At 69.0% G+C, this 26,096-nt stretch carries 26 protein-coding genes and 1 pseudogene; 17 read left to right on the top strand and 10 right to left on the bottom strand.

The features are described 5' to 3' along the window. Positions 1-105: 105 nt before the first annotated feature. The gene (locus tag ACFY2X_RS28485) at positions 106-342 is read right to left on the bottom strand and encodes a hypothetical protein (RefSeq protein ID WP_389943703.1); all 237 of its coding nucleotides are present in this window, start codon (positions 340-342) and stop codon (positions 106-108) included. 472 nt (positions 343-814) lie between these two features. Between ACFY2X_RS28485 and ACFY2X_RS28480 the strand changes: the two genes are divergently transcribed. From ACFY2X_RS28480 to ACFY2X_RS28455, 6 genes are all read left to right on the top strand, one after another. Next, the gene (locus ACFY2X_RS28480; RefSeq protein WP_389943700.1) at positions 815-1,675 is read left to right on the top strand and encodes a helix-turn-helix domain-containing protein; all 861 of its coding nucleotides are present in this window, start codon (positions 815-817) and stop codon (positions 1,673-1,675) included. A gap of 46 nt (positions 1,676-1,721) precedes the next feature. Then, the gene (locus ACFY2X_RS28475) at positions 1,722-1,928 is read left to right on the top strand and encodes a DUF397 domain-containing protein (RefSeq protein WP_389943696.1); all 207 of its coding nucleotides are present in this window, start codon (positions 1,722-1,724) and stop codon (positions 1,926-1,928) included. Between the two features lie 236 nt (positions 1,929-2,164). After that, on the top strand, positions 2,165-2,371 hold the full coding sequence (locus ACFY2X_RS28470) for a DUF397 domain-containing protein (protein WP_389943693.1): 207 nt from the start codon (positions 2,165-2,167) through the stop codon (positions 2,369-2,371). Between the two features lie 230 nt (positions 2,372-2,601). Next, positions 2,602-3,699 carry a CapA family protein gene (locus tag ACFY2X_RS28465; protein ID WP_389943690.1) on the top strand — a complete coding sequence of 366 codons (1,098 nt, stop codon included), beginning with the start codon at positions 2,602-2,604 and terminating at the stop codon, positions 3,697-3,699. Positions 3,700-3,755: 56 nt separating this feature from the next. Next, on the top strand, positions 3,756-5,558 hold the full coding sequence (locus ACFY2X_RS28460) for an SDR family oxidoreductase (RefSeq protein ID WP_389943687.1): 1,803 nt from the start codon (positions 3,756-3,758) through the stop codon (positions 5,556-5,558). Positions 5,559-5,597: 39 nt separating this feature from the next. Then, positions 5,598-6,245 carry a TetR/AcrR family transcriptional regulator gene (locus tag ACFY2X_RS28455; RefSeq protein WP_389943684.1) on the top strand — a complete coding sequence of 216 codons (648 nt, stop codon included), beginning with the start codon at positions 5,598-5,600 and terminating at the stop codon, positions 6,243-6,245. On the opposite strand, the gene ACFY2X_RS28450 is transcribed toward ACFY2X_RS28455, so the two are convergent. Continuing rightward, the gene (locus ACFY2X_RS28450) at positions 6,221-6,763 is read right to left on the bottom strand and encodes a hypothetical protein (RefSeq protein WP_389943681.1); all 543 of its coding nucleotides are present in this window, start codon (positions 6,761-6,763) and stop codon (positions 6,221-6,223) included. The two genes, ACFY2X_RS28455 and ACFY2X_RS28450, sit on opposite strands and share 25 nt — an antisense overlap. Positions 6,764-6,933: 170 nt before the next feature. On the opposite strand from ACFY2X_RS28450, the gene ACFY2X_RS28445 reads away from it, so the two are divergent. Then, positions 6,934-7,473 (top strand): hypothetical protein, encoded by a 540-nt coding sequence (locus ACFY2X_RS28445; RefSeq protein WP_389943678.1) that lies wholly within the window; start codon positions 6,934-6,936, stop codon positions 7,471-7,473. Positions 7,474-7,523: 50 nt separating this feature from the next. On the opposite strand, the gene ACFY2X_RS28440 is transcribed toward ACFY2X_RS28445, so the two are convergent. From ACFY2X_RS28440 to dnaK, 6 genes and pseudogenes are all read right to left on the bottom strand, one after another. Next, a complete protein-coding gene (locus ACFY2X_RS28440) occupies positions 7,524-8,258 on the bottom strand; it encodes a hypothetical protein (protein WP_389943675.1) in 735 nt (244 codons plus the stop codon). A gap of 88 nt (positions 8,259-8,346) precedes the next feature. Continuing rightward, entirely contained in the window at positions 8,347-10,929 is a 2,583-nt protein-coding gene (gene clpB, locus ACFY2X_RS28435; RefSeq protein WP_389943672.1) for an ATP-dependent chaperone ClpB, read from the bottom strand. 256 nt (positions 10,930-11,185) lie between these two features. After that, positions 11,186-11,438: pseudogene (locus tag ACFY2X_RS28430) on the bottom strand (heat shock protein transcriptional repressor HspR); the annotation flags it as partial. Between the two features lie 2 nt (positions 11,439-11,440). Next, positions 11,441-12,643 (bottom strand): molecular chaperone DnaJ, encoded by a 1,203-nt coding sequence (gene dnaJ, locus ACFY2X_RS28425; protein WP_389943669.1) that lies wholly within the window; start codon positions 12,641-12,643, stop codon positions 11,441-11,443. A 35-nt stretch (positions 12,644-12,678) separates the two neighbouring features. Beyond that, a complete protein-coding gene (gene grpE / locus ACFY2X_RS28420; RefSeq protein WP_389943666.1) occupies positions 12,679-13,275 on the bottom strand; it encodes a nucleotide exchange factor GrpE in 597 nt (198 codons plus the stop codon). Between the two features lie 28 nt (positions 13,276-13,303). Continuing rightward, the gene (gene dnaK, locus ACFY2X_RS28415) at positions 13,304-15,175 is read right to left on the bottom strand and encodes a molecular chaperone DnaK (protein ID WP_389943663.1); all 1,872 of its coding nucleotides are present in this window, start codon (positions 15,173-15,175) and stop codon (positions 13,304-13,306) included. A 243-nt stretch (positions 15,176-15,418) separates the two neighbouring features. Between dnaK and ACFY2X_RS28410 the strand changes: the two genes are divergently transcribed. After that, positions 15,419-15,994, top strand: a complete 576-nt coding sequence (locus ACFY2X_RS28410; protein ID WP_389943660.1) for an RNA polymerase sigma factor — start codon at positions 15,419-15,421, stop codon at positions 15,992-15,994. After that, entirely contained in the window at positions 15,987-17,147 is a 1,161-nt protein-coding gene (locus ACFY2X_RS28405; RefSeq protein ID WP_389943657.1) for a hypothetical protein, read from the top strand. The genes ACFY2X_RS28410 and ACFY2X_RS28405 overlap by 8 nt, the downstream gene beginning before the upstream one ends. Before the next feature lie 57 nt (positions 17,148-17,204). Here ACFY2X_RS28405 and ACFY2X_RS28400 read toward each other — a convergent pair whose 3' ends face one another. Continuing rightward, positions 17,205-17,681 (bottom strand): hypothetical protein, encoded by a 477-nt coding sequence (locus tag ACFY2X_RS28400; protein WP_389943654.1) that lies wholly within the window; start codon positions 17,679-17,681, stop codon positions 17,205-17,207. 175 nt (positions 17,682-17,856) lie between these two features. On the opposite strand from ACFY2X_RS28400, the gene proC reads away from it, so the two are divergent. The 8 genes from proC to ACFY2X_RS28360 all read left to right on the top strand — a co-directional run bounded on the left by proC (position 17,857) and on the right by ACFY2X_RS28360 (position 25,270). Next, positions 17,857-18,651, top strand: coding sequence for a pyrroline-5-carboxylate reductase (gene proC, locus ACFY2X_RS28395; protein ID WP_389943651.1), 795 nt, complete (start codon positions 17,857-17,859; stop codon positions 18,649-18,651). Positions 18,652-18,969: 318 nt separating this feature from the next. Beyond that, positions 18,970-20,133: an acetoin utilization protein AcuC gene (locus tag ACFY2X_RS28390; RefSeq protein WP_389943648.1), complete on the top strand. Its 1,164-nt coding sequence runs from the start codon at positions 18,970-18,972 to the stop codon at positions 20,131-20,133. Positions 20,134-20,196: 63 nt separating this feature from the next. Further along, positions 20,197-21,036 (top strand): phosphatase, encoded by an 840-nt coding sequence (locus ACFY2X_RS28385; protein WP_389943645.1) that lies wholly within the window; start codon positions 20,197-20,199, stop codon positions 21,034-21,036. A 322-nt stretch (positions 21,037-21,358) separates the two neighbouring features. Beyond that, complete coding sequence (locus ACFY2X_RS28380; protein ID WP_012887307.1) at positions 21,359-21,562, top strand: helix-turn-helix domain-containing protein; 204 nt, start codon at positions 21,359-21,361, stop codon at positions 21,560-21,562. Between the two features lie 373 nt (positions 21,563-21,935). After that, complete coding sequence (locus tag ACFY2X_RS28375) at positions 21,936-22,034, top strand: 30S ribosomal protein bS22 (RefSeq protein WP_018654693.1); 99 nt, start codon at positions 21,936-21,938, stop codon at positions 22,032-22,034. 23 nt (positions 22,035-22,057) lie between these two features. Continuing rightward, a complete protein-coding gene (locus ACFY2X_RS28370) occupies positions 22,058-23,074 on the top strand; it encodes an NAD-dependent epimerase/dehydratase family protein (protein ID WP_389943642.1) in 1,017 nt (338 codons plus the stop codon). Positions 23,075-23,092: 18 nt separating this feature from the next. Next, complete coding sequence (locus ACFY2X_RS28365; RefSeq protein WP_389943639.1) at positions 23,093-24,094, top strand: lysophospholipid acyltransferase family protein; 1,002 nt, start codon at positions 23,093-23,095, stop codon at positions 24,092-24,094. Between the two features lie 141 nt (positions 24,095-24,235). Continuing rightward, the gene (locus ACFY2X_RS28360; RefSeq protein ID WP_389943636.1) at positions 24,236-25,270 is read left to right on the top strand and encodes an alpha/beta fold hydrolase; all 1,035 of its coding nucleotides are present in this window, start codon (positions 24,236-24,238) and stop codon (positions 25,268-25,270) included. On the opposite strand, the gene ACFY2X_RS28355 is transcribed toward ACFY2X_RS28360, so the two are convergent. After that, a complete protein-coding gene (locus tag ACFY2X_RS28355; RefSeq protein WP_389943633.1) occupies positions 25,255-26,085 on the bottom strand; it encodes an HAD family hydrolase in 831 nt (276 codons plus the stop codon). The genes ACFY2X_RS28360 and ACFY2X_RS28355 overlap by 16 nt on opposite strands. Between the last annotated feature and the right edge of the window lie 11 nt (positions 26,086-26,096).

The following is a 26,096-nucleotide window of genomic DNA, read 5'->3' as shown; positions in this document are numbered from 1 at the left end:
TGAGGCGCGTTTCACCGCCCTTTCCGCCTGCCGCCGGTCGACTGGGCGGTGCGCCGCCCGTCGGGGGACGGCTCTCCGGACCGGCGGGGATGATCGTCGCGGGGATCACGCGGGGACGTTTCCGCCCACCTCCTCGGCGGGGGCGGCGCCCTGTTCGGCCTTGAGCTGGTCGAATCGGGGTTCCCGGTAGAACCGCGATCCGAACCCCTTCTTTGTCACGGTCCACCCGAGGCGGTACGCCCATTCGTCCTGGTCCATGCAGAGTTCCCGGTCGGCGATGTCGATCCGGTCGAGAATGAAGACCTTGATTCCGAAGAGTCCCTTGGTACCGTGAAAGGACATGGGAGACTCCTTTCGTGGCTTCGATCTGGAGTTCTTGTGACAGCCGGGTCGGTGGCCGCCGACCCGGTGTTTTTGTGCGCCCCCTGAGGGCGTCCCGTGGCATGTGCCGGCCGTGAGCCGCCGCTAGCCGATCCTGTTGTTCCCCCCGGCGACCTCCTCGTGTGTTTCTGACCTGCGAGGAATGGCGCCATTGCCGATCTGGTGTGCGCTCCTGGAAACGCGCGTGTCGCTCGTGGAAGTTCCCCTGGAGGCATTTCGCCGGACGATCATCGGCGGCCTCCCCGATCTTCCGCGAACCTTCCTGTTCCGATAGTCGCTCAGCGGAGATTTACCTGCAAGGCTTGCCGTAAGGAAAAAAGCAATAAACTTCTACCGATGCACTGCAATGTCTCGTGTAATTTGCATTACGATTCGTGTGATCCCTGTTGAGATCGTTGGCATCCATTCATCCCGTCATGGTGAGGAGGTTGGGATGCCGGAGCGTGGCAGTCCTACCCTCCGCCGGCGCCGCCTGGGCCTTGAGCTGCGCCGGCTCCGCGAGGACCTGGGTATGACCGGTGATGAGGTGGCCGAACGGCTGGGCTGGTCGACAGCCAAGGTCAGCCGCATCGAGAACGCCAAGACGCTGGCCGGACCGGCCGACGTCGAGGCGCTCGCGGGACTTTACGGGGTGGACGAGGCTCCTCGGCAGGTGCTGATCGACCTGCGCCGCGATGCCGCGTCGAAAGGTTGGTGGGAGAAATACAGCGGTTCCGTTCCCGATGACTACACGACGCTCATCGGGATGGAGGCGGAGGCGACCGAGGCGCGAAACTGGGAGCCCCAGGTCATGCCCGGCCTTCTCCAGACGGAGGGGTACGCCCGGGAGGTCCTCTCGGCGAGCCAGCACGCCAGCCAGGTTCCGTCGAGTTGGGTTCAAAGCCGGGTCGAGATACGGACGACGCGACAGCGCACCCTGCTGCACGGGCCGAATCCGCTGATCCTGCTGAGCGTGTTCCACGAATCCGTGCTGCGGAATCAGTACGGCGACGCCCGCGTCATGCGGGACCAGCTTCTCCACCTGATCGAGGTCTCGGAGCTGGAACACGTGGAGATGAGGATTCTCCCGCAGGACGTTCCGCCGCCGGTGACCACGGGGCCGTTCATGCACCTCGCGTTCTCCGACTTCCCTGACGTCGTCTACCTGGAATCCCTCTTCGGAGGGCAGTTCGTGGAGGACGCGGAAATGGTCTACGGATACGAGCGTGCCTTCCATCACCTGATGGAACGGGCCCTGGACGAGCCGGCGTCACGGGATCTGATCAAAAAGACAATCACGCATTGGAACAGATAGCGACGGTTTTCCGCCGGTCGCTATACCGTCATTTCGGAAATGAGTAATGGACACGACGAATATCGGCGCCGCGGTGTGGACGAAGAGCACGCGCAGCTCCGCGAACGGGAACTGCGTCGAAGTGGCGACGCTGAACGGGGGCCACGTGGGGGTCCGTGACAGTAAGGACAGGTCAGGGCCGGTCCTCGTCTTCACTCCCGATGAGTGGAAGGCCTTTGTCGGGGGGGTCAAGGACGGAGAGTTCGACCTGTGACGAAAGCGGCTCCGGTGCTCATGGGGAGAACGAGAGCCGTTTCGCCGGGATCCTACAGATTTCCCGTCCGCCGAATGGATTGACGGCCCGGTCGGCGGGCGAAAAGAATCATCGCACATCGGGGTGCCGCGATGGCCTTGGTGCCCCGTATGCAGCGTTAAATCTCTTGCAACTTCTTGCCGACGCCTTCATCCTTAAAAATGCCTTATGGTCTCCGATGGGGGAAGGGGTGGGTGGTGTCCGATATTGACCTGCCCGGTGTGGTGTGGCGAAAGAGCCGGCAGAGCGCGGCGAACGGTAACTGCGTCGAGGTGGCGCGCCTGCCCGAAGAGAGCGTCGGAGTCAGGGACAGCAAGGACCCCACCGGTCCCGTGCTCGTGTTCAGCCAGGCGGAATGGGCCACGTTCATCGGCGGTGTGAAGGGCGGAGAGTTCAACCTCTGAGCGGCCGTGATCCAACGTGACCCAGGCCGTGATCCAAACCGTGATCCGAGCCGCGATCCAGGCCGTGATCCGAGCCGTGATCCAGCGGGAGGGGCCTGCCCGGGACCGGGGCGGGCCCCTTCGCGCTGCCGAGGCCGACCGGGTCACCGGCGTCCGACTTCAGGTGGATCGGAGGTGCGTCGGCCAAGTTGTGTCGCTTGTTGCCGATCAGGTGGCATGCTCGGATACCGATGGACACGTATATCCCTCGCCGCCTCGGGGTGGCCGCCGCTGCCGCACTTTCCGCCCTGCTCGTCGTGGCCTGCTCGGCGGCCGAATCATCGACTCCGAAGACGGCACCGGATGTCGTGGAGAAACCGACCACCTCCGAAGAGCCCGAGCCGACACCGGAGCGCAAGCCGTACACGATCTCCTTCGGGGGTGACGTGCACTTCGAGGGGGTGCTGCGGTCCCGGCTGGACGCCAACCCCCGGACCGCGCTCGGCCCGATCGCCAAGGTGCTCAGCCGCTCCGACCTCGCGATGGTCAACCTGGAGACCGCGATCACCACCGGAGGCACCCGGGCCCCGGGCAAGCAGTTCACCTTCCGAGCCCCCGCCTCCGCGCTGCTGGCGTTGAAGTCGGCGGGAGTGGACGTCGCCTCCATGGCCAACAACCACGGCATGGACTACATGGAAAGCGGGCTGGCCGACTCGCTGGCCGCGATCAAGCGCTCGAAGTTCCCCGTCGTGGGCGTGGGTGAGAACGAGGCCGAGGCCTACCGGCCGTGGCGGACGACGGTGAACGGCAACCGCGTCGCCATCATCGGCGCCACCCAGGTGCTGGACGCCGAGTTCGTCCAGGCGTGGACGGCCGCGGGCGACAAAGGCGGGCTGGCCTCGGCCAAGAACGAGGCGCGGCTGCTCCAGGAGGTGCGCAGGGCGCGTAAGAACTCCGACACGGTGATCGTCCACCTGCACTGGGGCACCGAGCTGCAGAAGTGCCCGAACGAGGCCCAGCGCGGCCTGGCGCCCAAGCTGGTCGCGGCCGGGGCCGACGTCGTCGTGGGCGGCCACGCGCACATCCTGCTCGGCAGCGGCTACCTGAAGAACGGCTACGTCAACTACGGCATGGGCAACTTCGCCTTCTACAACTGGGGGCCGGACACTGGAAGGACCGGCGTGCTCACCCTGACGATCGACGGTCGCAACGTGCTCAAGGACCAGTGGACCCCGGCCGCCATCCAGGGCGGGGTGCCGGTGCCGCTCACCGGGGCCAACCGGCAGCAGGCCCTCGCCGGCTGGAAGAGCCTGCGCGGCTGCGCGGGTCTGGCCCCCAGGCCCAGCTAGCAGGGTCTCGTTCTGGCCGGTTAGTCTTTGGACTATTCGTCCAATAGGAGGCCGTGATGCGGTGGGTCGAATCTGACGGGGTACGGCTGGCGCTGTTCGAGGAGGGCGATCCGGCCGCCCCCACCGTGCTGCTGGTGCACGGCTATCCCGACACCCACCAAGTCTGGGACGAGGTCGCCGGCCTGCTGAAGGACCGCTTCCACGTGGTCCGCTACGACGTTCGCGGCGCGGGGCGCTCCAGCGCTCCGCGCGACGGCGGGGACTACACCTACGACCACCTGGCCGCCGACATGACGGCCGTCCTCGACGCCGTGGGCAAGCCGGTCGTGCACCTCGTGGGGCACGACTGGGGCTCCATCCAGGGATGGGAGATGGTCGCGCGGCCGGGGATCAGGGAGCGGATCGCCTCCTTCACCTCCTTCGGAGGCCCCGGCCTGGACCATGCCGCTCACTTCACGCGGTACGGCAAGCGGAGCGAGGTCGCCGGGCAGCTCCTGCGCTCCTGGTACATCGGGGCGTTCCAGCTGCCGGTCCTTCCCGAACTGGCCTGGCGCACCGTGATGCCGCGCCTCCTTTCGCGGACCATCCGGGTATCCGAGGGGATCGCCCCGCGTCCCGGCCATCCCGCGGACACCCTCCGCGAGGACGCCGTGAACGGTCTCGGCCTGTACCGGGCGAACATGTTCCCGGGCCGTCGCACGCCCCGCGCCGAGCCGGTCGTCGACACGCCGGTCCAGCTGATCGAGAGCAGCGGGGACGCCTACGTCTCGCCCGCCCTGCTGGCCTCCATGCACCCGTGGGTTCCACGGATGTGGCACCGGCGGATCTCCGCGGGGCACTGGGCGCAGCGCAGCCACCCCGAGGTGATCGCCCGGATGGTCGCCGAGTTCGTCGAGCACGTCGAGGGCGCGCCGCCGTCCAGGGAACTGCGAGGGGCCCGGGTGGGCGAGCGCGGGCCGTACGAGGACCGGCTGGTGGTGATCACCGGGGCGGGCAGCGGGATCGGCCGGGCCACCGCGCGGGCCTTCGCCTCGCACGGGGCCGAGGTGATCTGCGCGGACATCGACCTCGCCGCCGCCCGGCGCACCGCCGGAGACATCGCCAAGACATGGCGTACGGCGCACGCCCACCGGGTGGACGTCGCGGACGCCGCGGACATGGAGCGCTTCGCCGCGCTCGTCCGGGACCAGCACGGCGTGCCCGACATCGTGGTCAACAACGCGGGCATCGTGGTCGCCGGTCCGTTCCTGGCCCACTCGGTCGACGACTGGCGGCGAACCCTGGACGTGAACCTGTGGGGCGTCATCCACGGCTGCCGCCTGTTCGCCGCCCAGATGGTCGAGCGCGGCGAAGGAGGCCACATCGTGAACATCGCCTCGCTCGCCGCATTCGCCCCCAGCAGGACGCTGCCCGCCTACTCGACGTCCAAGGCGGCGGTGAAGATGCTCAGCGACTGCCTGCGGGCGGAGCTGGCCGGGCAGGGGATCGGGGTCACCGTGGTCTGCCCCGGATTCGTCTCCACCGCGATCGCGAGCAACGCCACCTACGTGAGTGGTGACGAGAGGGCCTCACGGCGACCGGACCAGGCCTCGGGAGAGCCGCCTCACGGCGGAGGCGAGCCCGCCGAGCCGAGAAAGGCCGCGCCGGGCATGACCGCCAGGGCCGAGAAGGCGCTGGCCAGGCGCGGATACCCGCCGGAGCGGGTGGCCACGCACATCCTGCGGGCGGTGCACCGCAACCAGCCGGTCGTCGCGGTGAACGCCGAGGGAAAGATCGGCTACGCGCTCTCGCGGATCTCCCCGGCGGCCATGCGCCGCCTGGCCCGGCTCACCGGAGGGGAAGAAGTCAATGATAGGTAAGGCCTGACCCGGAGGGGGTGGGCCAGGCAAGATGGTGGGGTGTGCATCCAGCCTGTCGAGGAGCCCGCCGAGGCTCCGCTACGGCGTCAGCCCACCCAGCGGCGGAGCGTGCGACGTGTCGAGAGGATGCTCGACGCGTGTGCCGACCTGCTGGACGAGATCGGCTACGACGCACTGTCCACCACCCGGATCGCCGAACGCGCCGGTGTGGCGATCGGCTCGGTCTACCAGTTCTTCCCCGACAAGCGGGCCCTCACCCAGGCGCTGACCCTGCGCCACGTGGAGATGTTCGTCTCCCGGATCGGCAAGCGCTTCATGGCGGAGGATTACGGAGGCTGGTGGGACGCGATCGACGCGATCGTCGACGAATACGTGGAGATGCACAGGAGCGTGCCGGGCTTCCGATCCCTCCACTTCGGCGACGTGGTCGACCTCAACCTGCTCGACGCGGTGTCCGACAACAACACGGTGATCGCGGGCCGGTTGCGCGGGCTCCTGCTCCAGGAGTACGGCCTGGCCGACAGCGAGGAGCTCGACCTGGCCATTCTCGTGGCGGTCGAGGCCGCGGACGCGGTGCTCAAGCTGGCCTTCCGGCGTGATCCCAACGGCGCGCCGAAGATCGTGGCCGAAGCCAAGCGCCTGATCCGGAGCTACCTGAACCGTCAGTTCGTCAACGCCTCGACCTGAGAGCGGCCGGGAGCGGCCGACACCCCGGGGGCCCTCCGCGGAGATCTCCGGGGCCACGCGTTCTCGCCGGCCGTGCTCCGCTCGGAGATGATGACCTCCTCCTGGCGTTCCCGGTGCCTGCGCTTGCGCTCGGACGGCCGGCGCTGCTCCCCGAGCCCCTTCTCGCCGAACTCGGCTGCCGCGGGCGGGACGGGCATGGCCTCGGCCTGCGGGGGCCCGGTGGGAACGGCCTCGACCGGCACGGGAATGAGCGCGGCGGGCATGGGCGCCTTCCTGGGCCTCGGCTGGAGCGGGGCACCGCAGAGCGCCGGGGCCGGCACGGCGATCGTCTCGGTCTGCCGTGCCTGTTCGTCCGGCACGGTGAGCCGCTCCTCGCGCAGCCGGATCTCCAGGGCCACGAGCTCGCGGTGGGCCTGTTCGACGGCGTCCATTCTGGCGGAGAGGTATCCGGCGGATCCCGGGACGACCACGGAGAGACCGAGCAGGAGCGTCAGTGTGAAGGTGGTCTGCTTGGACATGCCCATCGCAGCTCCTTCGAACAAGATTGCCCCACTAGCAGGAGTCGCCTGCCATATGCCCGTTTTCCTGGAGTAACACGCGCACCGTAGTCAATCGTTTACACCAGGTTGCTCAACGAATACCTGCTGTTGTGCGGACGAAGTCGAGCGCCGCTCGGTACTCTCCGGATGTGGCGCATGTGACACATGAGCAACTTGATCGGTTGCTTGAGCAGGCACTCCTGGCCGACGATCACGAAAATCTTGCCCGGCGGTTGGAAGCGCTGGTGGAGACCTATGTTTCCGGCGACATCTCACGGGCGGCGATCCTCATGCTCGCCGCGGAGGAGTGGCGGCAGGCCGGGCAGCCCGCCTACGCCCTCGACTGTTTCCAGCGGTCGGTGAACGACGGCGGAGAGGTGAGCGTCGATCCCCGGGCCGGGATCGCCGACACCCTCTTCGAGCTCGAACGGCCGGGCGAGGCACGAGAGGTGATCGAGACGATCCGGGCCGACGGAGGGGGAACCCCGGCCACCGCGCTCACGGTCGCCGAGACCCTCGTCGCCTACGGAGACCTGGGGGAGGCCCATCGCTGGGCCACGGAGGGCGCTCAGGCGGCGGAGGAGGGCAGCGGGGAGCACACCGCGCTGCTGCGCACCCGCTACCGCATCCGGGTGGACCTGGGTCTTCCGGAGGACGAACTCGACGCGTCGCTCGACGTGTCCCACTGACGGGAAGGGCCGCGATCCTCCGGGATCGCGGCCCTTCTTCGCGGAAGGCTCTATTCGAGCCCGAGGCCCGGGAGCGCGTTGTCCAGGGCCGGGAGCTCGGCGGTCTCCTGCGCGACCTTCGGTGGGGCGACGTCGAGCGGGGCGGTGCGCGGCGCGGTGACCGGCGGCTGGATCGCGGCGGGGAGCTCCTCCGTCACGGCCTTCACCGAGTCCGGGTCCGGCACCGGCACCGGCAGGGTCGTGCCGTCGGGCAGTGCGTCGGCCGGGTTCGCGAGGTCCGAGTCTGCGAGGTCCGGGTCGGGGGGCGGCACCGCCGGGACCGGGAGCCTGATGAAGTCGGTGCCCGGGACGGTCGGCAGACCGGGCAGGTCCGGTGCGTCGGGCAGGGCGCCGACCCAGCTGATGCCCGACCCTCCCGAGGGCAGCGCGGGCACTCCGGCACCCGCGGCGGCGCCCGCGGTGTCGGCGAAGCTGATCACCGCCGAGGCCCGGGACAGGCCGGGAAGACCGGCGATCCGCGCGAGCCGGTCGACGTGCTGCGAGGCCGCCCCCGCCTCGCCGTCGGCCGGACCGGCCGTCCCGCCGGCGACCGTGGCCACCTTGACTCCCCCGGCCTCCTCGCAGACGGCCGCCGCGGACTCCGGCGTCTTCAGCAGCTCCACGACGTCCCGTCCGGGGCAGGACGCGGCGGCGGCCGACGCCGGAGCGGTCACCAGCCAGCTCACACCGGCCGTGAGCGCCGCCACCGCGAGGATCCCCTGGATGTTCCGTGATGCGTTCGACATGCACGTCCCCCTGTTGTGTTCGGTAGTCAGACGAGTGCCGAACGTAACAGGGGGGACTTGCCGAGGGGTGGGCTTAACCCAATGGTGGTCAAGCCCTTACCGGGCCGATTGCCAGGGTGTCGCTCGCCTCGTCGAGGTCCACCAGGACCTCGTCGCCGTCCTGGACCGCGCCGGAGAGCACTTCCTTGGCCAGCTTGTCGCCGATCGCCGACTGGACGAGACGGCGGAGCGGGCGCGCGCCGTACAGGGGGTCGTAGCCGGTCATCGCCAGCCAGTCGCGCGCCGCCGGGGTCACGGTCAGCGTGAGCCGCCGGTCGGCCAGCCGCTTGGCCAGGTGCGCCACCTGCAGGTCCACGATCTTGGACAGTTCCTCGGTGCCGAGCGCGTCGAACAGGATCACGTCGTCGAGCCGGTTGAGGAACTCCGGCTTGAAGGAGTTCCTGACCGCGGCCATGACGGCGTCGCGCTTGGCTCCGTTCTCCAGCTTCGGGTCCACGAGGAACTGCGAGCCGATGTTGGAGGTGAGGATCAGGATCACGTTGCGGAAGTCGACGGTCCTGCCCTGCCCGTCGGTGAGCCGGCCGTCGTCGAGCACCTGGAGCAGGATGTCGAAGACCTCGGGGTGGGCCTTCTCGACCTCGTCCAGCAGCACCACGGTGTACGGCCTGCGCCGCACGGCCTCGGTGAGCTGGCCGCCCTCCTCGTAGCCGATGTAGCCGGGCGGGGCGCCGACAAGTCGGGCGACGCTGTGCTTCTCGCCGTACTCGCTCATGTCGATGCGGACCATCGCCCGCTCGTCGTCGAACAGGAAGTCCGCCAGCGACTTGGCCAGCTCGGTCTTGCCGACGCCGGTGGGGCCGAGGAACAGGAAGCTGCCGGTCGGCCGGTCGGGGTCGGAGATGCCCGCGCGTGCCCGCCGTACGGCGTCGGAGACCGCCTGGACGGCCTGCTTCTGGCCGATCAGCCGCCTGCCGAGCTCCTCCTCCATGCGCAGCAGCTTGCTGGTCTCCCCTTCGAGCAGGCGGCCCGCGGGAATGCCGGTCCACGAGGAGATCACGTGGGCGACGTCGTCGGGGCCGACCTCCTCCTTGACCATCGGGTCGTCGGGCTGGGCGGCGGCGCTGGCCTCGGCGAGCTCGGCCTCCAGCTTGGGCACCTCGGCGTACATCAACCTCGACGCCGCCTCGAAGTCACCGTCCCGCTGCGCCCGTTCGGCGGCGCTGCGCGCCTCGTCGAGCTGCTTCTTCAGGTCACCGACCCGGTTGAGACCGGCCTTCTCCCGCTCCCAGCGCCCGACCAGGGCGTTGAGGTCCTCCTGCATGTCGGCGAGCTCCTTGCGGAGCCGCTCCAGCCGCTGGATGCTGCTCTCGTCGGTCTCCTTGGCGAGCGCGAGCTCCTCCATCTTCATCCGGTCCACGTTCCGCTGGAGCTGGTCGATCTCCACGGGACGGGAGTCGATCTCCATGCGGAGCCGGGAGGCGGCCTCGTCGACGAGGTCGATCGCCTTGTCCGGCAGGAACCGGGCGGTGATGTAGCGGTCGGAGAGCGCCGCGGCGGCCACGAGCGCGCTGTCGGCGATCTGCACCTGGTGGTGCGCCTCGTAACGGCCCTTGAGGCCGCGCAGGATCGCGATGGTGTCCTCGACCGTGGGCTCACCCACGTAGACCTGCTGGAAGCGGCGCTCCAGGGCCGGGTCCTTCTCGATGCGCTCGCGGTATTCGTCCAGCGTCGTCGCGCCGATCATCCGCAGCTCGCCCCGGGCCAGCATGGGCTTGAGCATGTTGCCCGCGTCCATCGCGCCCTCGGCGGCGCCCGCGCCGACCATGGTGTGCAGCTCGTCGATGAAGGTGATGATCTGGCCGTCGCTCTCCTTGATCTCGTTGAGCACGGCCTTGAGGCGCTCCTCGAACTCGCCGCGGTATTTCGCCCCGGCGACCATCGCGCCGAGGTCCAGCGCGACCAGGCGCTTGTTCCGCAGGCTGGAGGGCACGTCCCCGGCGACGATCCGCTGGGCCAGACCCTCCACCACGGCGGTCTTGCCGACGCCGGGCTCGCCGATGAGCACCGGGTTGTTCTTGGTCCGGCGGCTGAGCACCTGGATGACCCTGCGAATCTCGGAGTCGCGGCCGATCACCGGGTCGAGCTTGCTCGCCCTGGCCCGCTCGGTCAGGTCGACGCCGTACTTCTCCAGCGCCTGGTAGGTGTTCTCAGGCGTCTCGCTGGTCACCCGGGCGTGCCCGCGCACCTTCTCGAAGGCGTCGAGCAGGGCGTTCGGGGTGGCTCCGCGCGACTTGAGCAGCTCGGCGATCGGGCCGCCGTCGGTGGCGAGGCCGACCAGCAGGTGCTCGGTCGAGACGTACTCGTCTTCAAGCCGGCGGGCCCGCTGAGCCGCGGTGTTCAGCACGGTGAGCAGCTGCCGCGAGCTCGACGGGGCGCTGACCGTGGCCCCCTGCGCCTTGGGAAGGGCCGCGAGCTGCTTTTCGGCCTCGGTGCGCAGATGCTTCCAGTCGGCGCCGACGGCCTCCAGCAGGGGTACGGCGGTGCCGCCGGTCTGGGCGAGCAGGGAGGTGAACAGGTGGGCCGGGGCGACCTCCGGGTTACCCTCGGCGGCGGCACGCCTGATGGCCGAGGAGACCGCTTCCTGGCTCTTCTGGGTGAGCTTGTAGTCCATGCTTGTCTTGCCTCACTCCGTTCAGCGGCTGGGGCGCGGTAACCGGTGTTCTCGCTCGGTGCGCGCCCGCCTGGACGCTCCGAAAGCGATGATCGCGGAAGCGCCCTCACTGCGTTGGCCGCGACGCCGCGCGTCGCGGGATCCCCCCGGCCTTCGTGGAGTCAGGCGGGCGGCAGTTGGTACTGGATCAGCGCGCGGATCATGGTCATCTCGGCGCGCAGGCGGTGGTTCTCGTCACGCAGGCGCAGGGCCTCGGTCTCCAGCGTCAGGATGCGCTTGATACCCGCGAGGTTGATGCCCTCCTCCTGGGAGAGCCGCTGGACCTCGCGGAGCATCACGATGTCGCGGGTGGAGTAGAGGCGCCCGCGCCCCGCCGTACGGCCCGGGCTGACCAGGCCGAGACGGTCGTACTGCCGGAGGGTCTGCGGGTGCAGGCCCGACAGCTGGGCGGCCACCGATATGACGTATACGGGGGTGTCGTCCGACAGATCGAAGTAGTTGGCTTCCATGGCTACTCGCTTCTGGCCTGTTGGATGAGTTCGGCTCTCGGGTCACCGCCCGCGGTGGCGTCGCGGAACTCCTCCAGAGCACCCCGAGCCTTGTCTTCCAGATGCTGTGGCACCAGAACCTCGATCGTGGCGAGCAGATCGCCCTTGGTGCCGTCTTTGCGGGTGACGCCCCGGCCCCGCACCCGGAAGGTGCGGCCGTTCGGGGTTCCCTCCGGGATGCGCAGCGTGACCGGCATTCCCTTGAGGATCGGCACCTTGATCTCGGCGCCGAGCGCTGCCTCGGTGAAGGTGACGGGTACGGTGATCGTCAGGTTCTCGCCGGTCCGGCCGAAGACCGGATGCGGCTTGACGTGGATCTGGACGTACAGGTCACCGGCGGGGCCGCCGTTCTCGCCGGGCGCGCCCTTGGCCTTGATCCTGATGCGCTGGCCGTCGGCCACTCCGGCCGGGATGCGCGCCTGGACCGTGCGGGTGCTCTTGCCCCGCCCGCTTCCCTCGCACACCGGGCACGGGTCGTCCACCAGCAGGCCGCGGCCCTTGCAGTCGCGGCACGGCTCGGAGAAGGCGAAGCTGCCCAGGTTACGGCTGGCCGCGCCGGTGCCCTCGCAGGTCGGGCAGACCCGAGGAGTGGTCCCGGCCTTGGCGCCGGTGCCGGCGCACGCCGTACACGCGGAGGAACTGGTAAGGCGGAGCGACACCGTGGCGCCCTCCACGGCCTCGGAGAACGAGAGCGTGACCTCCGACTCGACGTCCTGGCCGCGCCGCGCCCTGGTGGTCGTCCCGCCGGGGCGGGTCCCCCCGCCGCCGCCGCCCCTGTTGAACAGGCCGCCGAAGAGGTCGCCGATGCGTTCACCGGCACCGCCCTGCTGGCCGGTGCCGCCGAACAGATCCCCCAGGTCGAAGGAGAACCCGCCCCCACGGGAAGCCCCTCCACCTCCCGCGAAACCGCCGAGCCCTGATCCGAACAGCGTCCGCGCCTCGTCGTACTCCTTGCGGCGCTTGGTGTCGGACAGGATGTCGTAGGCCTCGGAGACCTCCTTGAACTTCGCTGTGTTAGCCGAAGTCGCCGAGTCCCCAGGGTTGGCGTCCGGGTGGTACTGCCTGGCCAGCTTCCGGTACGCCTTCTTGATCTCTTCGGCGGTGGCGGACTTGGACACACCAAGGACCGCGTAGTAGTCCTTCTCCAGGTAGTCCTTGGTGCTCATCTCTGTTCCTTTTCAGATATCAGATATGGGGGGTTTCAGTTGTCGTTCGAAGCGGACTCTTCCGGTTCGGCGACCGAGACCCGCGCGGGGCGGAGCACGCGTTCGCCGATCCGGTAACCGGACTGCAGGATCTCCACACAGGTCGGCTCGGTGACATCGGCCGAGTAGCTGTGCAGCAGAGCCTCGTGCACCGTCGGGTCGAAGGGCTCGCCCTTGGTGCCGAAGGAGCTCAGCCCCAGTTTCCCGGTGGCGGCCTCCAGCGACTCGCTCACCTTGGCGAAGCCGCCGGTGAGCTCCCCGTGGTCACGGGCCCGGCCGATGTCGTCGAGAACCGGCAGCAGTTCGGCCAGCACGCTGGCCACCGCCTGTTCCTTGACCGCGGCCCGGTCCCGTTCCACCCGCTTGCGGTAGTTGGAGTATTCCGCCTGGAGGCGCTGCAGGTCGGCGGTGCGCTCGGCGAGCTGGGTGGCCAGCTCGACCGAGGCCAGGTCGGAGGCGGTGGCAGCCTGGCCGGGCTGCCCCTTGACCGCCTGCTCCTTGACGGCCTCGCGCACCTGCCCCGTCTCCGGATCGATCTTACGGTTGTCGCGGATCACCGGCTCCTCTGCGGAACCGTTCTCGCGCGTGTTCACGCTTGCGCTCCCCTCGGCTTTCCGGCCGTCACTTCGCGCCGTTTTCGCGCTTCGGCTCCTCGTCGACGATCTCGGCCTCGACCACGTCGTCATCCGCCTTCTGGTCGCTCGCGCCCTCGGCACCGGAGGCGCCGGCGGCGGCCTCGGAGGCCTGCGACTGGGCGTAGATGGCCGAACCCATCTTCTGGCTGACCGTGGCGAGCTTCTCGGCGGAGGCGCGGATCTCGGCCGTGTCGGTGCCCTCGAGCGTCTTCTTCAGCTCGGCGAGAGCGTCGTTGACCTCGCTCTTGACGTCGTCCGGGACCTTCTCGGAGTTCTCGCCGAGGAACTTCTCGGTCTGGTAGACGAGCGCTTCGGCGTTGTTGCGCGTCTCGGCCTCTTCGCGGCGCTTCTTGTCCTCTTCGGCGTAGGACTCGGCCTCGCGCATCATGCGCTCGATGTCTTCCTTCGGCAGCGCGGAGCCACCGGTGATCGTCATCGTCTGCTCCTTGCCGGTGCCGAGGTCCTTGGCGGAGACGTTGACGATGCCGTTGGCGTCGATGTCGAAGGTGACCTCGATCTGCGGGACGCCGCGCGGAGCCGGGGCGATGCCGGTCAGCTCGAAGGTGGCCAGCTTCTTGTTGCTGGAGGCGATCTGGCGCTCGCCCTGGTAGACCTGGATCTGCACCGACGGCTGGTTGTCCTCGGCCGTGGTGAAGACCTGGGAGCGCTTGGTCGGGATCGTGGTGTTGCGCTCGATGATCGCGGCGAAGAGGTCGCCCTTGGTCTCGATGCCCAGCGAGAGCGGGGTCACGTCGAGCAGCAGGACGTCCTTGACCTCACCCTTGAGCACGCCGGCCTGGAGCGCGGCGCCGATGGCCACGACCTCGTCCGGGTTCACGCCCTTGTTGGGCTCCTTGCCGCCGGTCAGCTCCTTGACGAGGTCGGCGACGGCGGGCATGCGGGTCGAGCCGCCGACGAGGACCACGTGGTCGATGTCGGAGACCTTGATCCCGGTGTCCTGGATGACCTTCTGGAACGGGGCCTTGCACCGGTCGAGCAGGTCGGCGGTCAGCCGCTGGAACTCGGCGCGGGTGAGCTTCTCCTCCAGGTGGAGGGGGCCCTCGGCGGAGGCGGTGATGTAGGGCAGGTTGATGGAGGTCTCCGACTGGCTGGAGAGCTCGATCTTGGCCTTCTCCGCAGCCTCGCGCAGGCGCTGGAGGGCCATCTTGTCCTTGGTCAGGTCGACGCCGTGGGCGTTCTTGAACCGGTTGGCGAGCTCGTCGACGACGCGCTGGTCCCAGTCGTCACCACCGAGGTGGTTGTCACCGCTGGTGGCCTTGACCTCCACGAAGCCGTGGCCGTCCTCCTGGCCGACGTCGAGCAGGGACACGTCGAAGGTGCCGCCACCGAGGTCGAAGACGAGGATGGTCTCGTCCTTCTCCTTGTCCAGGCCGTAGGCCAGGGCGGCCGCGGTGGGCTCGTTGATGATGCGCAGCACGTTGAGGCCCGCGATGGTGCCGGCTTCCTGGGTCGCCTGGCGCTGGGCGTCGTTGAAGTAGGCGGGAACGGTGATCACGGCGTCGGTGATCTTCTCGCCCAGGTAGGCCTCGGCGTCCTGCTTGAGCTTCTGCAGGACGAAGGCGCTGATCTGCTGGGGGGAGAACTTCTTGCCGTCGATCTCCTTGCTCCAGTTGGTGCCCATCTCTCGTTTGACCGAGCGAATCGTCCGGTCCACGTTGGTGACGGCCTGCCGCTTGGCGACCTCACCGACGAGAACCTCGCCGTTCTTCGCAAAGGCGACCACGGACGGGGTGGTCCGCGAACCCTGAGCGTTGGCGATGACGGTGGGCTCACCGCCCTCGAGGATCGAGACGACGGAGTTGGTCGTCCCCAGGTCGATACCTACCGCACGTGCCATGAGTACGTCCTTGTAGTCAAAGTTGAGTTGGTCAGACTCATAGTGGAGCCTCGCAAGAGGTTTGTCAAACGACTTGAGTCTATGCGACTCAACCTATGTGGGCGTGAAAGCATTCCGCCCGTCCGGGAAAGAAGGGGCGTTCCCTGTCTCCCAACGAAGGAGCACGCATGATCGCTCCCCTTGATCCCGATCCGGGGCCGCGGACATGATCGCCTTCCCCGACCTCGGGCCGGGGTCGCGGACATGATCGTTTCCCCTGGCCTCAATCCAGGATCCGAGACCGGCGAGTGGTCACCGCGCGAGAACTTCGACCAGGTCTTCGACGCCCACTTCGCCGAGATCCACCGCTACATCGCCCGGCGTCTGGACACCCACACCGCCGACGACCTCGCGGCCGAGACCTTCCTTGTCGCCTTCCGCGAGCGTGACCGCTTCGACGCCGCACGGGGCGGCGTCCGGCCCTGGCTGTACGGCATCGCCACCAACCTCCTCGCCAAACACCGGCGGAGCGAGGTGCGGCGGTGGAAGGCGCTCAGCCGTACCGGAGCCCGTGACTTGGAGAGCCACGAGGACACCGTGGCCACGCGGGTCAGCGCGGAACAGCTGACCGGCAAGCTCGCGGGGGCGCTTGCCGGCCTGTCCCGAGGTGACCGCGACGTCGTCCTGCTCGTCGCGCTCGGCGGGCTCGCCCACGCCGAGGTGGCCGCCGCGCTCGGCATCCCCTACGGGACCGTGGCCTCCCGGCTGAACCGGGCCCGCAAGCACCTGCGCAAGGCCCTGGGCGACGTCAACCCGCTGAAGGAGGCCCGCGATGGATGAGATCACCCTGCTGGCGTCTTCCCTCCCGGACGCCCCGCCGCCCGCGCCCGAGGTCGTCGCCCGCGCCCGCGCCCGCCTGACCACCCATGAAGCCCGGCGCCGCCCGCGCTTCACCTGGACACTGATCATTGGAGCCGCCATGGCCACCGCCGCCGTCATCACCGCAGTCGCGCTGGCCGCGACCCTCCTGGCCCCGTCGCCCCCGCCGGTGCTGAAGACGCCGAAGACCGGCAAGGAACTGCTCCTGGACCTCGCGGACAGGGTGGAGAAGCTGCCGCCCGAGACCGGTGCCTACTGGCGTACCCGGATGGTTCAGGGCAGCCGGTATCTGGTCGGCATGGGGGCCGCGCGCTACTGGATCGTGAGAACGGGGGACAAGCGCACATGGATACCGCGGAAGAGCAGCGCCTCAACCGTTTACGAATCGGAGTCGCTCGGCCTTCGACCGGAAACTCCGCGTGACGAGAAGATCTGGCGCGAGCAGGGAGCCCCCGACAAGTGGCGCATGTCCGGTAAGTGTGAAAGCCCCGACCCTCGTTACCGCTGCGGTCCGGCCGTCCTCACCTCCAAGACGTCGCCACGTTTCTACCGGATCGCTCCGAGTGTCAAGGGCGAGGTCGGCGACCAGACCGTGGCCGCCTTCACCATCGCGGACCTGGACGCCCTCCCGGCCGATCCGGCCCGGCTTCGGGAACGTCTCGAGGGCTATCACAAGGTGTGGGAGAAGCGCGGCTTCAAGGAGCCCTGGGAGGAGTTCCTCGGGTGGTCCGTGCCGAACATGCTGTACATGCCGATCCGTCCCGCCGTCCGGGCCACGCTTCTTCGCCTGTACGCCGAGCTGCCGGGGGCCGTGTCGGCACGGGAGGTCATCAGCCCGTCGGGCCGTCCCGTCATCGCCGTCGACCTCCAATCCAAGAAGGATGAGGAGTATCTCAGGCTCCGCAACCGTATGGTGCCGGTCACGGGGGAGACTCTCTTCGACCCCCGGACCGGTGTGAACATGGGCAGCAGGGTCATCATGGTGCGCGCTGAGGACGGGCTCCCGAAGGGCACCGTGCTCGCCTACACCGCCGTCAGCGAGCGGGGCTGGACCGATGAGCGGCCCGTGCTTCCCCCGGGCTGCCATCCGAAGGGCACTGCCACCACCTGCTGACCCCTTCGAGTACGGCTCCCGCCCGGGTCGCGGGAGCCGTACCGCACTCGGCGGGACTCAGGGCTTGGCGCCGTCGACGATCTTGCGTTTGCCGAGGGGGGCCTTGAGCTTGACGACCGTGACCTTCTGGACGGCGACCGCGATGCAGGCCATGTTCTTGGCCTTGCTGCTCGGGCCCTCCCAGAGGGTGACGGTCACCTGCTTGGCCGTCTCCTTGACGCTCACGCGGTCGAGCACGAAGCAGGGCTCCACCCCCGACCACCAGACGATCTGCAGGTTCCGGGCGTCCTTGGTCCGCTTGGCCGTGAGCCACCGCACCTTGCGAGGGTTGACGGTGTGCCCCTTGGGCCAGGTCGGCTTGGGCTCGTCTCCCGTGGGCTCGGTCCGGGGAGCCACGGTGTGGGTCACGGTGTGGGCCACGGGCTGGGACGGGCCGGTGGCGTCCGTGCCACGGTTCGCGGCGCTGGCGCCGGTCGCGGCGCCGCAGCCCAGGGCCAGCAGCAGGCTTCCGGCCAGAAGGGGAGTCGCGATCATACGCATACCCCTGAAACGGATCAGAGCCCGGAGCGGTTCAGGGCGTGTCCCGCGCGTCGTGATGACGGCTGTCCGCGTGTCCGTCGCCGCCGTCGCGGTTCTCCGGATGATTTTCCCGATAGAGGGGCCGATAAGCTGCGGGAAGTTCTCACCCTCCTGATTTCGAGGTGCTCATATGATCGCGATTCTTGGAACCGGCAAGATGGGCGAGGCGCTGCTGTCGGGGCTGCTTCGGGCCGGGTTCAAGCCGGGCGACGTGCTGGCGACCGCCCGGCGGGCCGAGCGGGCCGAGGACCTCAGGGAGCGATACGGCGTGCAGGTGGTGTCCAACGCCGAGGCCGCCAAGACCGCCGACACGATCATCCTCGCCGTCAAGCCCCAGGACATGGCGTCCCTGCTGGCCGAGATCTCGGCCCACGTCCCGGACGACCGGCTGGTGATCTCGGCCGCGGCGGGCATCACGACCTCGTTCGTGGAGGCGCGGCTCGGCGGTGACGTCCCGGTGGTCCGGGTCATGTCCAACACGCCGGTGCTGGTGGACGAGGCGATGAGCGTGATCTCGGCGGGCGCCCACGCCACCGAGGAGCACCTGCGGCGCACCGAGGACCTGCTCAAGCCGGTCGGCAAGGTGCTGCGCATCCCCGAGTCGCAGCAGGACGCGGCCACCGCCCTGTCCGGCAGCGGCCCGGCCTATTTCTTCTACCTCGTCGAGGCCATGGTCGACGCGGGCATCCTGCTCGGCATGCCCCGCGCCGCCGCCCTCGACATGGTCACCCAGTCGATCGTCGGCGCGGCCATCATGCTCCGCGACTCCGGTGAGCACCCGGTGATCCTGCGCGAGGCCGTCACCTCTCCGGGCGGCACCACCATCGCGGCGATCGCCGAGCTGGAGCGGCACAGCGTCCGCGCGGCCTTCCTGGCCGCCATCGAGGCCGCCAGGAACCGCGGCCGCGAGCTCGCCGCCGGCTGACCGGCCTGGGCCGTGAGGTCGGGGTGGCCGTGTACGGCATGCCGTACCTCGATAGAGGGCGCCCGGTTAAGGGGAATAAGCACCGATATTTCACTCTGATGAAAACCGCCTACTCCTCCGCGACGACCGTGTAAACCGGGTTCGAGGCCCGTACGGTAGCGTCGGCCGGAGTAAGCGGATCGGCCCGCGAGGTCGCACCGGTGAGCTTGCCCGCCGGAGCGAAACAGCGAGGAACCAGCGGATGAGTGACGAGGGAAGGCATCGGTTGCCGGCGACCGCGCCGCGGCGCACAGCGTCGCGATCGAACAGGGAGGGCGCATGAGCCGGTCCGTGCGGGTCGTCTGGGACGATGCGCTCACCTCCTACGACTTCGGGCCGGGGCATCCGCTCGCGCCCGTCCGGGTCGAGCTGACCATGGCGCTGGCCAGGGAACTCGGTGTGCTCGACGCGGTCGACGTGACCGGTTGCACGCCCGCCACGGACGACGAGCTCGCTCTGGTTCACAAGCGCGACTACATCGAGGCCGTCAAACGGGTCTCCGCGACCGGGCGGCCCGACAGGGCCTACGGGCTCGGCACCGATGACACCCCCGCTTTCGCCGGGGTGCACGAGGCCTCCGCGCTGATCACCGGCGCCACCCTGGCCGCGGCCCGCGCGGTCTGGACAGGTGAGGCCGAGCACGCGGTGAACGTCGCGGGGGGCCTGCACCACGCGATGGCCGCCCTCGCGAGCGGGTTCTGCGTCTACAACGACCCGGCGGCGGCGATCGCCTGGCTGCTGAGCCAGGGAGCCTCCAGGGTCGCCTACGTGGATGTGGACGTGCATCACGGGGACGGCGTCCAGGCGCTGTTCTACGACGACCCCAGAGTCCTGACCATCAGCCTGCACGAGAGTCCCCGCACGCTCTTCCCCGGCACGGGTTTCCCCGAGGAGCGTGGCGCGGAGGGCACCGCGGTCAACGTGGCGCTGCCCGCCGGATGCGGCGACAGCGGCTGGCTGAGGGCCTTCCACGCGGTGGTGCCGCCGCTGCTGCGGGAGTTCGCCCCGGAGGTTCTGGTCACCCAGCACGGCTGCGACAGCCATGCGCTGGACCCGCTGGCCCACCTGATGCTCAGTGTGGACGGCCAGCGCACCGCTTACGCGGCGCTGCACGAGCTCGCCCACGAGACGGCGGGGGGCCGGTGGGTGGTCACCGGCGGCGGGGGATACGAGCTGGTGCAGGTGGTGCCCCGGGCGTGGACCCACCTGATCTCCGAGGTCTCCGGGCGCCCCCTCGATCCGGACATCGCCACCCCCGAGACATGGCGGCGGTTCGTCAGGGAGCGGACGGGTGAGACGCCGCCGCTGACGATGACCGACGGAAGAAGTCCGGAATTCAGCGATTTCGCTTCCGGCTACGACCCGGGAGATCCGATCGACCGGGCCATCATGGCGACGAGAAACGCGGTGTTCCCCTTCCACGGACTGGACCCCCTTCCGTGACGACGAGGGTGTGCCCGGCGCCGGGCCGTGGCGCGGACCGTCCCGAGCAGAGAGAACGGGTGGATGAGCGACGTGAGAAGTCACCGGCCGGCAGCACCCGGGCCGCGAGGCGCGGCGGTGCCACTCACCCGTGACGAACTTCGCGAACACCTGATCCGCACCCGGATCGCCGGTGAGGTGGCGACCAGCCGGGAGAACAACCTGGATCACTACCGGTCGCTGGCCAACCGGGACCCGTACCACATGTTCGGGCTGACCCTGGAGGGCGGCTGGTCCTACCAGGACGTGCTGGAGTTGATGGCCAAGTCCGCCGGGGTCGTGGCCGACCCCGGCCACCGGGAGGGTCAGGACACCATCGACCCGGACCGCACGATCGACGCGACCGAGGCGATGGGCGACACGATCGCCGGTGTGCTCCGGGCGGGCGATCCCCGGATTCTCATCGCCACCGGACACCCCACCGGCCTGCTCACCGTCCACCTCGCCCTGGCGCGGCTGCTCAGAGAGCGCGGGGCGACTCTGCTGGGGCCGGCCGAGGGCTGGTCCTACTGGGGTCAGGGGTTCGGCCGCAAGCGCAAGATCCGCTATCTGGACGGCGTCGCCATGCTGGACGACCGGGGCGCCTTCGTGCACACCCACGACCCGGCGCCGATGCGGGCGATGCTCGCCGAACTCGGCGACGACCGTCCCGACCTGGTGATCGCCGACCACGGCTGGGCCGGCGCGGCCGGCGAGGCGGGAATTCTCACCGTCGGATTCGCCGACAGCAACGACCCGGCGCTCTTCGTCGGGGAGGCGGAAGGGAAGATCGCTGTCACCGTTCCGCTTGATGACAACGTGCTACCGAGATATTACGATCCGCTGACGCATCACCTGGTCGAGAGGGTCGTGCGAGTCGTCTGAGACGGGGGTTGCGCAAATTGGGCCATCCCTATACGGGCTTTTCGCGCCTGCATTCCACGGAGCTCGCCGACCGTTTGCCAACTTTTTGATGATTGTGGGCGACTCTAAAAGAAGACAGTTGGTCCGTTCCAAGATCAAGGTGAGGGGCACGGTCCGGCTGCTGGCCAGCGAGTTTCTCCATTTCGCGGACATGGGGCTGCGAAGACTGGGAAAGTAGGGGGTTTGCGCACTCGGAGTCCCGACTTACGCTGACGGCAGTACACGTGCGTGAGCAATGGCACCAGTGGGGATAACCCGGAAACACGTGCGGAAGAGGCGTCCGATGGGTGCAGGCGAAAGACCTCTCAGTGAGGTGAAGTTCCTGACCGTGGCGGAAGTGGCCACTGTCATGAGGGTGTCCAAGATGACTGTGTACCGACTCGTGCATTCGGGCGAGCTGCCGGCCATCCGGGTCGGTCGATCCTTCCGGGTGCCGGAGCAGGCGGTGCACGACTACCTGAGAGATGCTTACATCGAGGCAGGTTGAAGCGATCCCGGCGCGGTGAGCGGAGCGGCCGGTGACGTGCGAACCGGCCGCGAGGCGAACGAGAAGGGGTGAGCGACCCGTCTGCGCGAGCGAACCCGGCGCGGTGAGCGCGGTGGCCGGTGAGGTCGGCGGCGCGGGCCGTCCCGCAGGCGCCGGACGGGAGCGCGAACCACGCGCCGGTCCGGCGACCACCGGCTTTTTCGGCCGGATGACGTCGGCGAAGTAGCGATGTCGTTTACGACATCGTGAGTTCAGGCCACTCGGGGTCTCCCCCCAAGGGGCGATCTACCATGGATCGCCGGTACTCTGTTGAGCCGGTGTGTTATTCGCGCACCGGTTTGACAATCTCGGCTACCAGCTACCTGGGGGTCCCGTGGGCTCTGTGATCAAGAAGCGCCGTAAGCGCATGGCGAAGAAGAAGCACCGCAAGCTTCTCAAGAAGACCCGCATCCAGCGGCGTAACAAGAAGTAGTAACGCGGATCTGCGAGGCGTCGATGACCCACACCGTGCTTGTCACCGGGGTCTCGCGCCACATCGGCGCCCGAGTGGCGAGCGTTCTCGCGGCTGACCCGGGCATCGACCGGGTCATCGGAGTAGACACGGTGCCGCCGCCCTCGCTCTCACGTGATGGCGGCGTACCTCTCGGCCGGACGGAGTTCGTCCGCGTCGATCTGCGCAGTCCCGACATCGCCCAGGTGATCGCGGCCGCCGACATCGACACCGTGGTTCACATGAGTCTGGTGAGCGCTCCCCCGAGGAGTGGCGGCCGGGCGCTCATGAAAGAACACAACGTCATCGGCACCATGCAACTGCTCGGTGCCTGTCAGCGGTCCGCGACGATCCGCCGTGTCGTCGTGCGTTCCACCACCGCGGTGTACGGATCCTCCCCGCACGACCCGGCCGTCTTCACCGAGGACGCCGAGCCGGGCGAGCCGCCGTCCCACGGCTATGCCAAGGACGCCTCGGAGGTCGAGGGTTACGTCCGCGGTTTCGCCAGGCGGCGCCGGGACGTGACCGTGTCGACGCTCAGGTTCGCCAACTTCATGGGGCCCGGCGTCGATTCGCCGCTGACCCGTTACTTCACCCAGGCCGTCCTGCCGACCGTGTTCGGCTTCGACCCCCGGCTGCAGTTCGTGCACGAGGACGACGCGGTCGAGGTGCTCAGGCGGATGGCGAGGGAAGACCACCCCGGCACGTTCAACGTGGCCGGTGAGGGCGTGCTCCTGCTTTCGCAGTGCGCGCGCAGGGCGGGCCTGCTCTCCCTGCCCGTGCCCTCTTCGGCATTCCGTTTCCTGGGTGAGCTCGCTCGCGGCGCGGGGCTGGTCGACTTCTCTCCCGAGCAGCTCCGCCTGATGTGTCATGGCCGCGTGGTGGACACCACCCGGCTGGGCGCCGCCCTCGACTGGAAGCCGAAGTTCTCAACCTCCGCCGCCTTCGAGGATTTCGTCCGTGCCCGGGACCTGTCGGGAGGCCTTCCCGCCGCCATGATGGACTTGCTGTCCAGGCGGTGACGACCAGGCGGTGATGAGATGAGCGAAATGGCGAGCGAGCCCGGCGAGTCCGAAGACGCCCAGGTGATTTCCATCACCCGGGCGCGTTCCTCCCATGAGCCCCCGCCCTCCTCCGAGGAATCCCCCGAGGAACCCTCGGGTTTCCCGGAGGACTCCCAGGAGTCTCCGCCCGGGGATGACGACCGTCGTCTCGCCGAGCTGCTGGCTTTCCTGCGCCGCCGCGTCACGGGGGAGTACGAGATCGACGAGTTCGGCTTCGACCCCGAGCTCACCGACCGGGTGCTGCTTGAGCTGATCCGCCCGCTGTACCGGCACTGGTTCCGCGTCGAGACCGTCGGCATGCACAACGTGCCCGGCGACTCCGGCGCCCTCGTGGTGGCCAACCATTCGGGCACCGTCCCGCTGGACGGCCTCATGCTCCAGGTGGCGCTCCACGACGATCACCCCGAGCACCGCGCGGTCCGTCTTCTCGGGGCCGATCTGGTCTACAAGCTTCCCCTGCTCGGGCATCTGTCCCGCAAGACCGGCCACACGCTGGCCTGCCGGGAAGACGCCGACCGCCTGCTCCGCAAGGGCGAACTCGTCGGTGTCTTCCCCGAGGGCTTCAAGGGCGTCGGCAAGCCGTTCTCCGAGCGTTACAAGCTGCAGCGCTTCGGCCGCGGCGGCTTCGTCGCCTCCGCCATCCGCGCCGGTGTTCCGATCGTCCCCTGCGCCATCGTGGGCGCGGAGGAGATCTATCCGAAGATCGGCGACCTGCGTTTCCTGGCGCGGGCCCTGGGCCTGCCGTACCTGCCGATCACCCCGCTGTTCCCCTGGTTCGGCCTCCTCGGCATGGTGCCGCTCCCGTCCAAGTGGCTGATCGGCTTCAGCGAGCCCATCCGCACCGACGAGTTCGACCCCGCCGACGCGGACGACCCCATGGTGGTCTTCAACCTGACCGACCAGGTCCGTGAGGTCATCCAGCAGCAGCTGAACGAGCTCCGGCTCCAGCGGGGTCACGCCTTCCCGCCGTTCTTCTGATCCCTGAGCCTTCCGATCCCCGCGCTGGGACTCGCGGTGAGGAAACTTGGGCGATTTTTATTGGTCACGAAGTCCAACAAGGAGCCCTACCGATAGGTAGGGTGTGCCCAAGATCGAGCCTTTTGGACGTGGAGAGTGGCCATGGGCGCACGCCGTACCGCGAAAGGGGCCGCCATCGCCGGGCTGGCCGTGGGGGCGGCGCTGGGAATCGCCTCACGACGGCGCAGGGCGCACGCGGACACGGTGCTCGGCGGCCACCGGGGGCGGTCGGTCACCGTCACCACGGACGACGGCGTACGGCTCGCGGTGGACATCGAGGAGGCCGAGGCGCCCGAGTTCGTCGTCGTCCTCGCGCACGGCTGGGTGATGAACCGGCACTGGTGGCACTTCCAGCGGGAGGCGCTGGCGGGCAAGGCCACCCTGGTCTTCTACGACCAGCGCGGGCACGGAGACTCCTCGGCGGGGGCCTTCGAGTCGTGCACGATCGACCGGCTCGGCGATGACATGGCCGCGGTGGTCGAGCAGGCCGTCCCGGAGGGGTTGCCGTTGGTGCTCGTCGGCCACTCCATGGGGGGAATGACGATCATGGCGTTCGCGGGACGGCATCCCGAGACGTTCGCCGCGCGCGTGGCCGGGGTGGCACTGCTGAGCACGTCATCCGGCCGGCTGAATGAGAACACGTTCGGGCTCCCCTGGCCGCTCAAGAAGCTCGTTTCCCGCGTCACACCCATGGTGTTCGACCAGATGCTGGCTCAGGCCGCGGCCGCCGACGGCAACGCCGCCCTGAAGTCTCGCGGCGACCTGGCGGTGATCCGCTTCATCGCCTTCGGCCGCCGCGCGTCGCGCGAGCACGTGCGCTTCGCCAACGACATGTCCGCGGCCACCTCGGCCGAGATGACGGTCGGTTTCTTCCGCGCCTTACAGGTCCACGACAAGTTCGCCGCGCTGGCCGCGCTCAAGCCGGTGGAAACGCTGATCATGGTCGGCGGCCGCGACCGGCTCACCCCGCCGGTCCACAGCCGCCGCATCGCCGAAGCGCTCCCCGGCGCGAAGCTCGTCGTGCTTCCCGACGCCGGTCACATGATCGGCCTGGAACGTCCGGAGGCCGTCAACCTCGCCCTGACCGGCCTGCTCGACCGGGTCGCCCGCCGTACGGCAGGTCACCTGGAGCGGTAGAGGCGGCGCAGGGCGACGGCGGCCGCCACACCGCCGGCGACGGCACCGGCCCCCGCGGCGATCGGCAGGCCGATCATGGTCGCCTTGCGGCCGGTCCGGAAGTCCTTGATCTCCCACTGCTGCTGCCGGGCGTGGTCGCGCAGCTCGGAGTCGGGGTTGATCGCGGTGGGATTGCCGACCAGGGAGAGCAGCGGCAGATCATTGGCCGAGTCGCTGTAGGCGGAGCAGCGGCTCAGGTCCAGGCCCTCCCGCCGGGCCAGGGCCCGAACGGCCTCGGCCTTGGCGGGGCCGTGGAGCAGGTCGCCGACCAGGCGGCCGGTGTAGACGCCGTTCTCGGTCTCCGCCACGGTGCCGAGGGCGCCGGTCAGGCCCAGGCGCTGGGCGATCACGCGGGCGAGCTCCACCGGGGTCGCGGTGACCAGCCAGACCCGCTGGCCGGCGTCCAGGTGGCTCTGGGCGAGAGCCCGGGTGCCGGCCCAGATGCGGTCGGCCATCACCTCGTCGTAGATCTCCTCGCCGAGCCGGATGATGTCCTCGACCTTGCTGCCCGCCACGAACGCCAGGGCGGTCTCCCTGGCCTGCGCGATGTGCTCGGGGTTCTCGTCGCCGCGGACCCGGAACACCGCCTGGCCGAGGGCGAACCTGATGAGGTCCTTGGTGGTGAACAGGCCGCGTGAGGCCAGGCCGCGGGCGAAGTGATAGATGGAGGCGCCGCGCATCATGGTGTTGTCGACGTCGAAGAAAGCGGCGGCTGTCGGGTCCGGATCGGCCACCGGCACCGCGGCCGCCGCCGCAGCCGCTACTTCTCCGGCCATCTCCGCCCCGC

Origin of the sequence: Streptosporangium sp. NPDC000396 (assembly GCF_042898655.1) — a bacterium.
Lineage (GTDB): Bacteria > Actinomycetota > Actinomycetes > Streptosporangiales > Streptosporangiaceae > Streptosporangium.
Note: the sequence above shows the minus strand (reverse complement) of the source record. Positions and strands in the feature narration are given on the sequence as shown.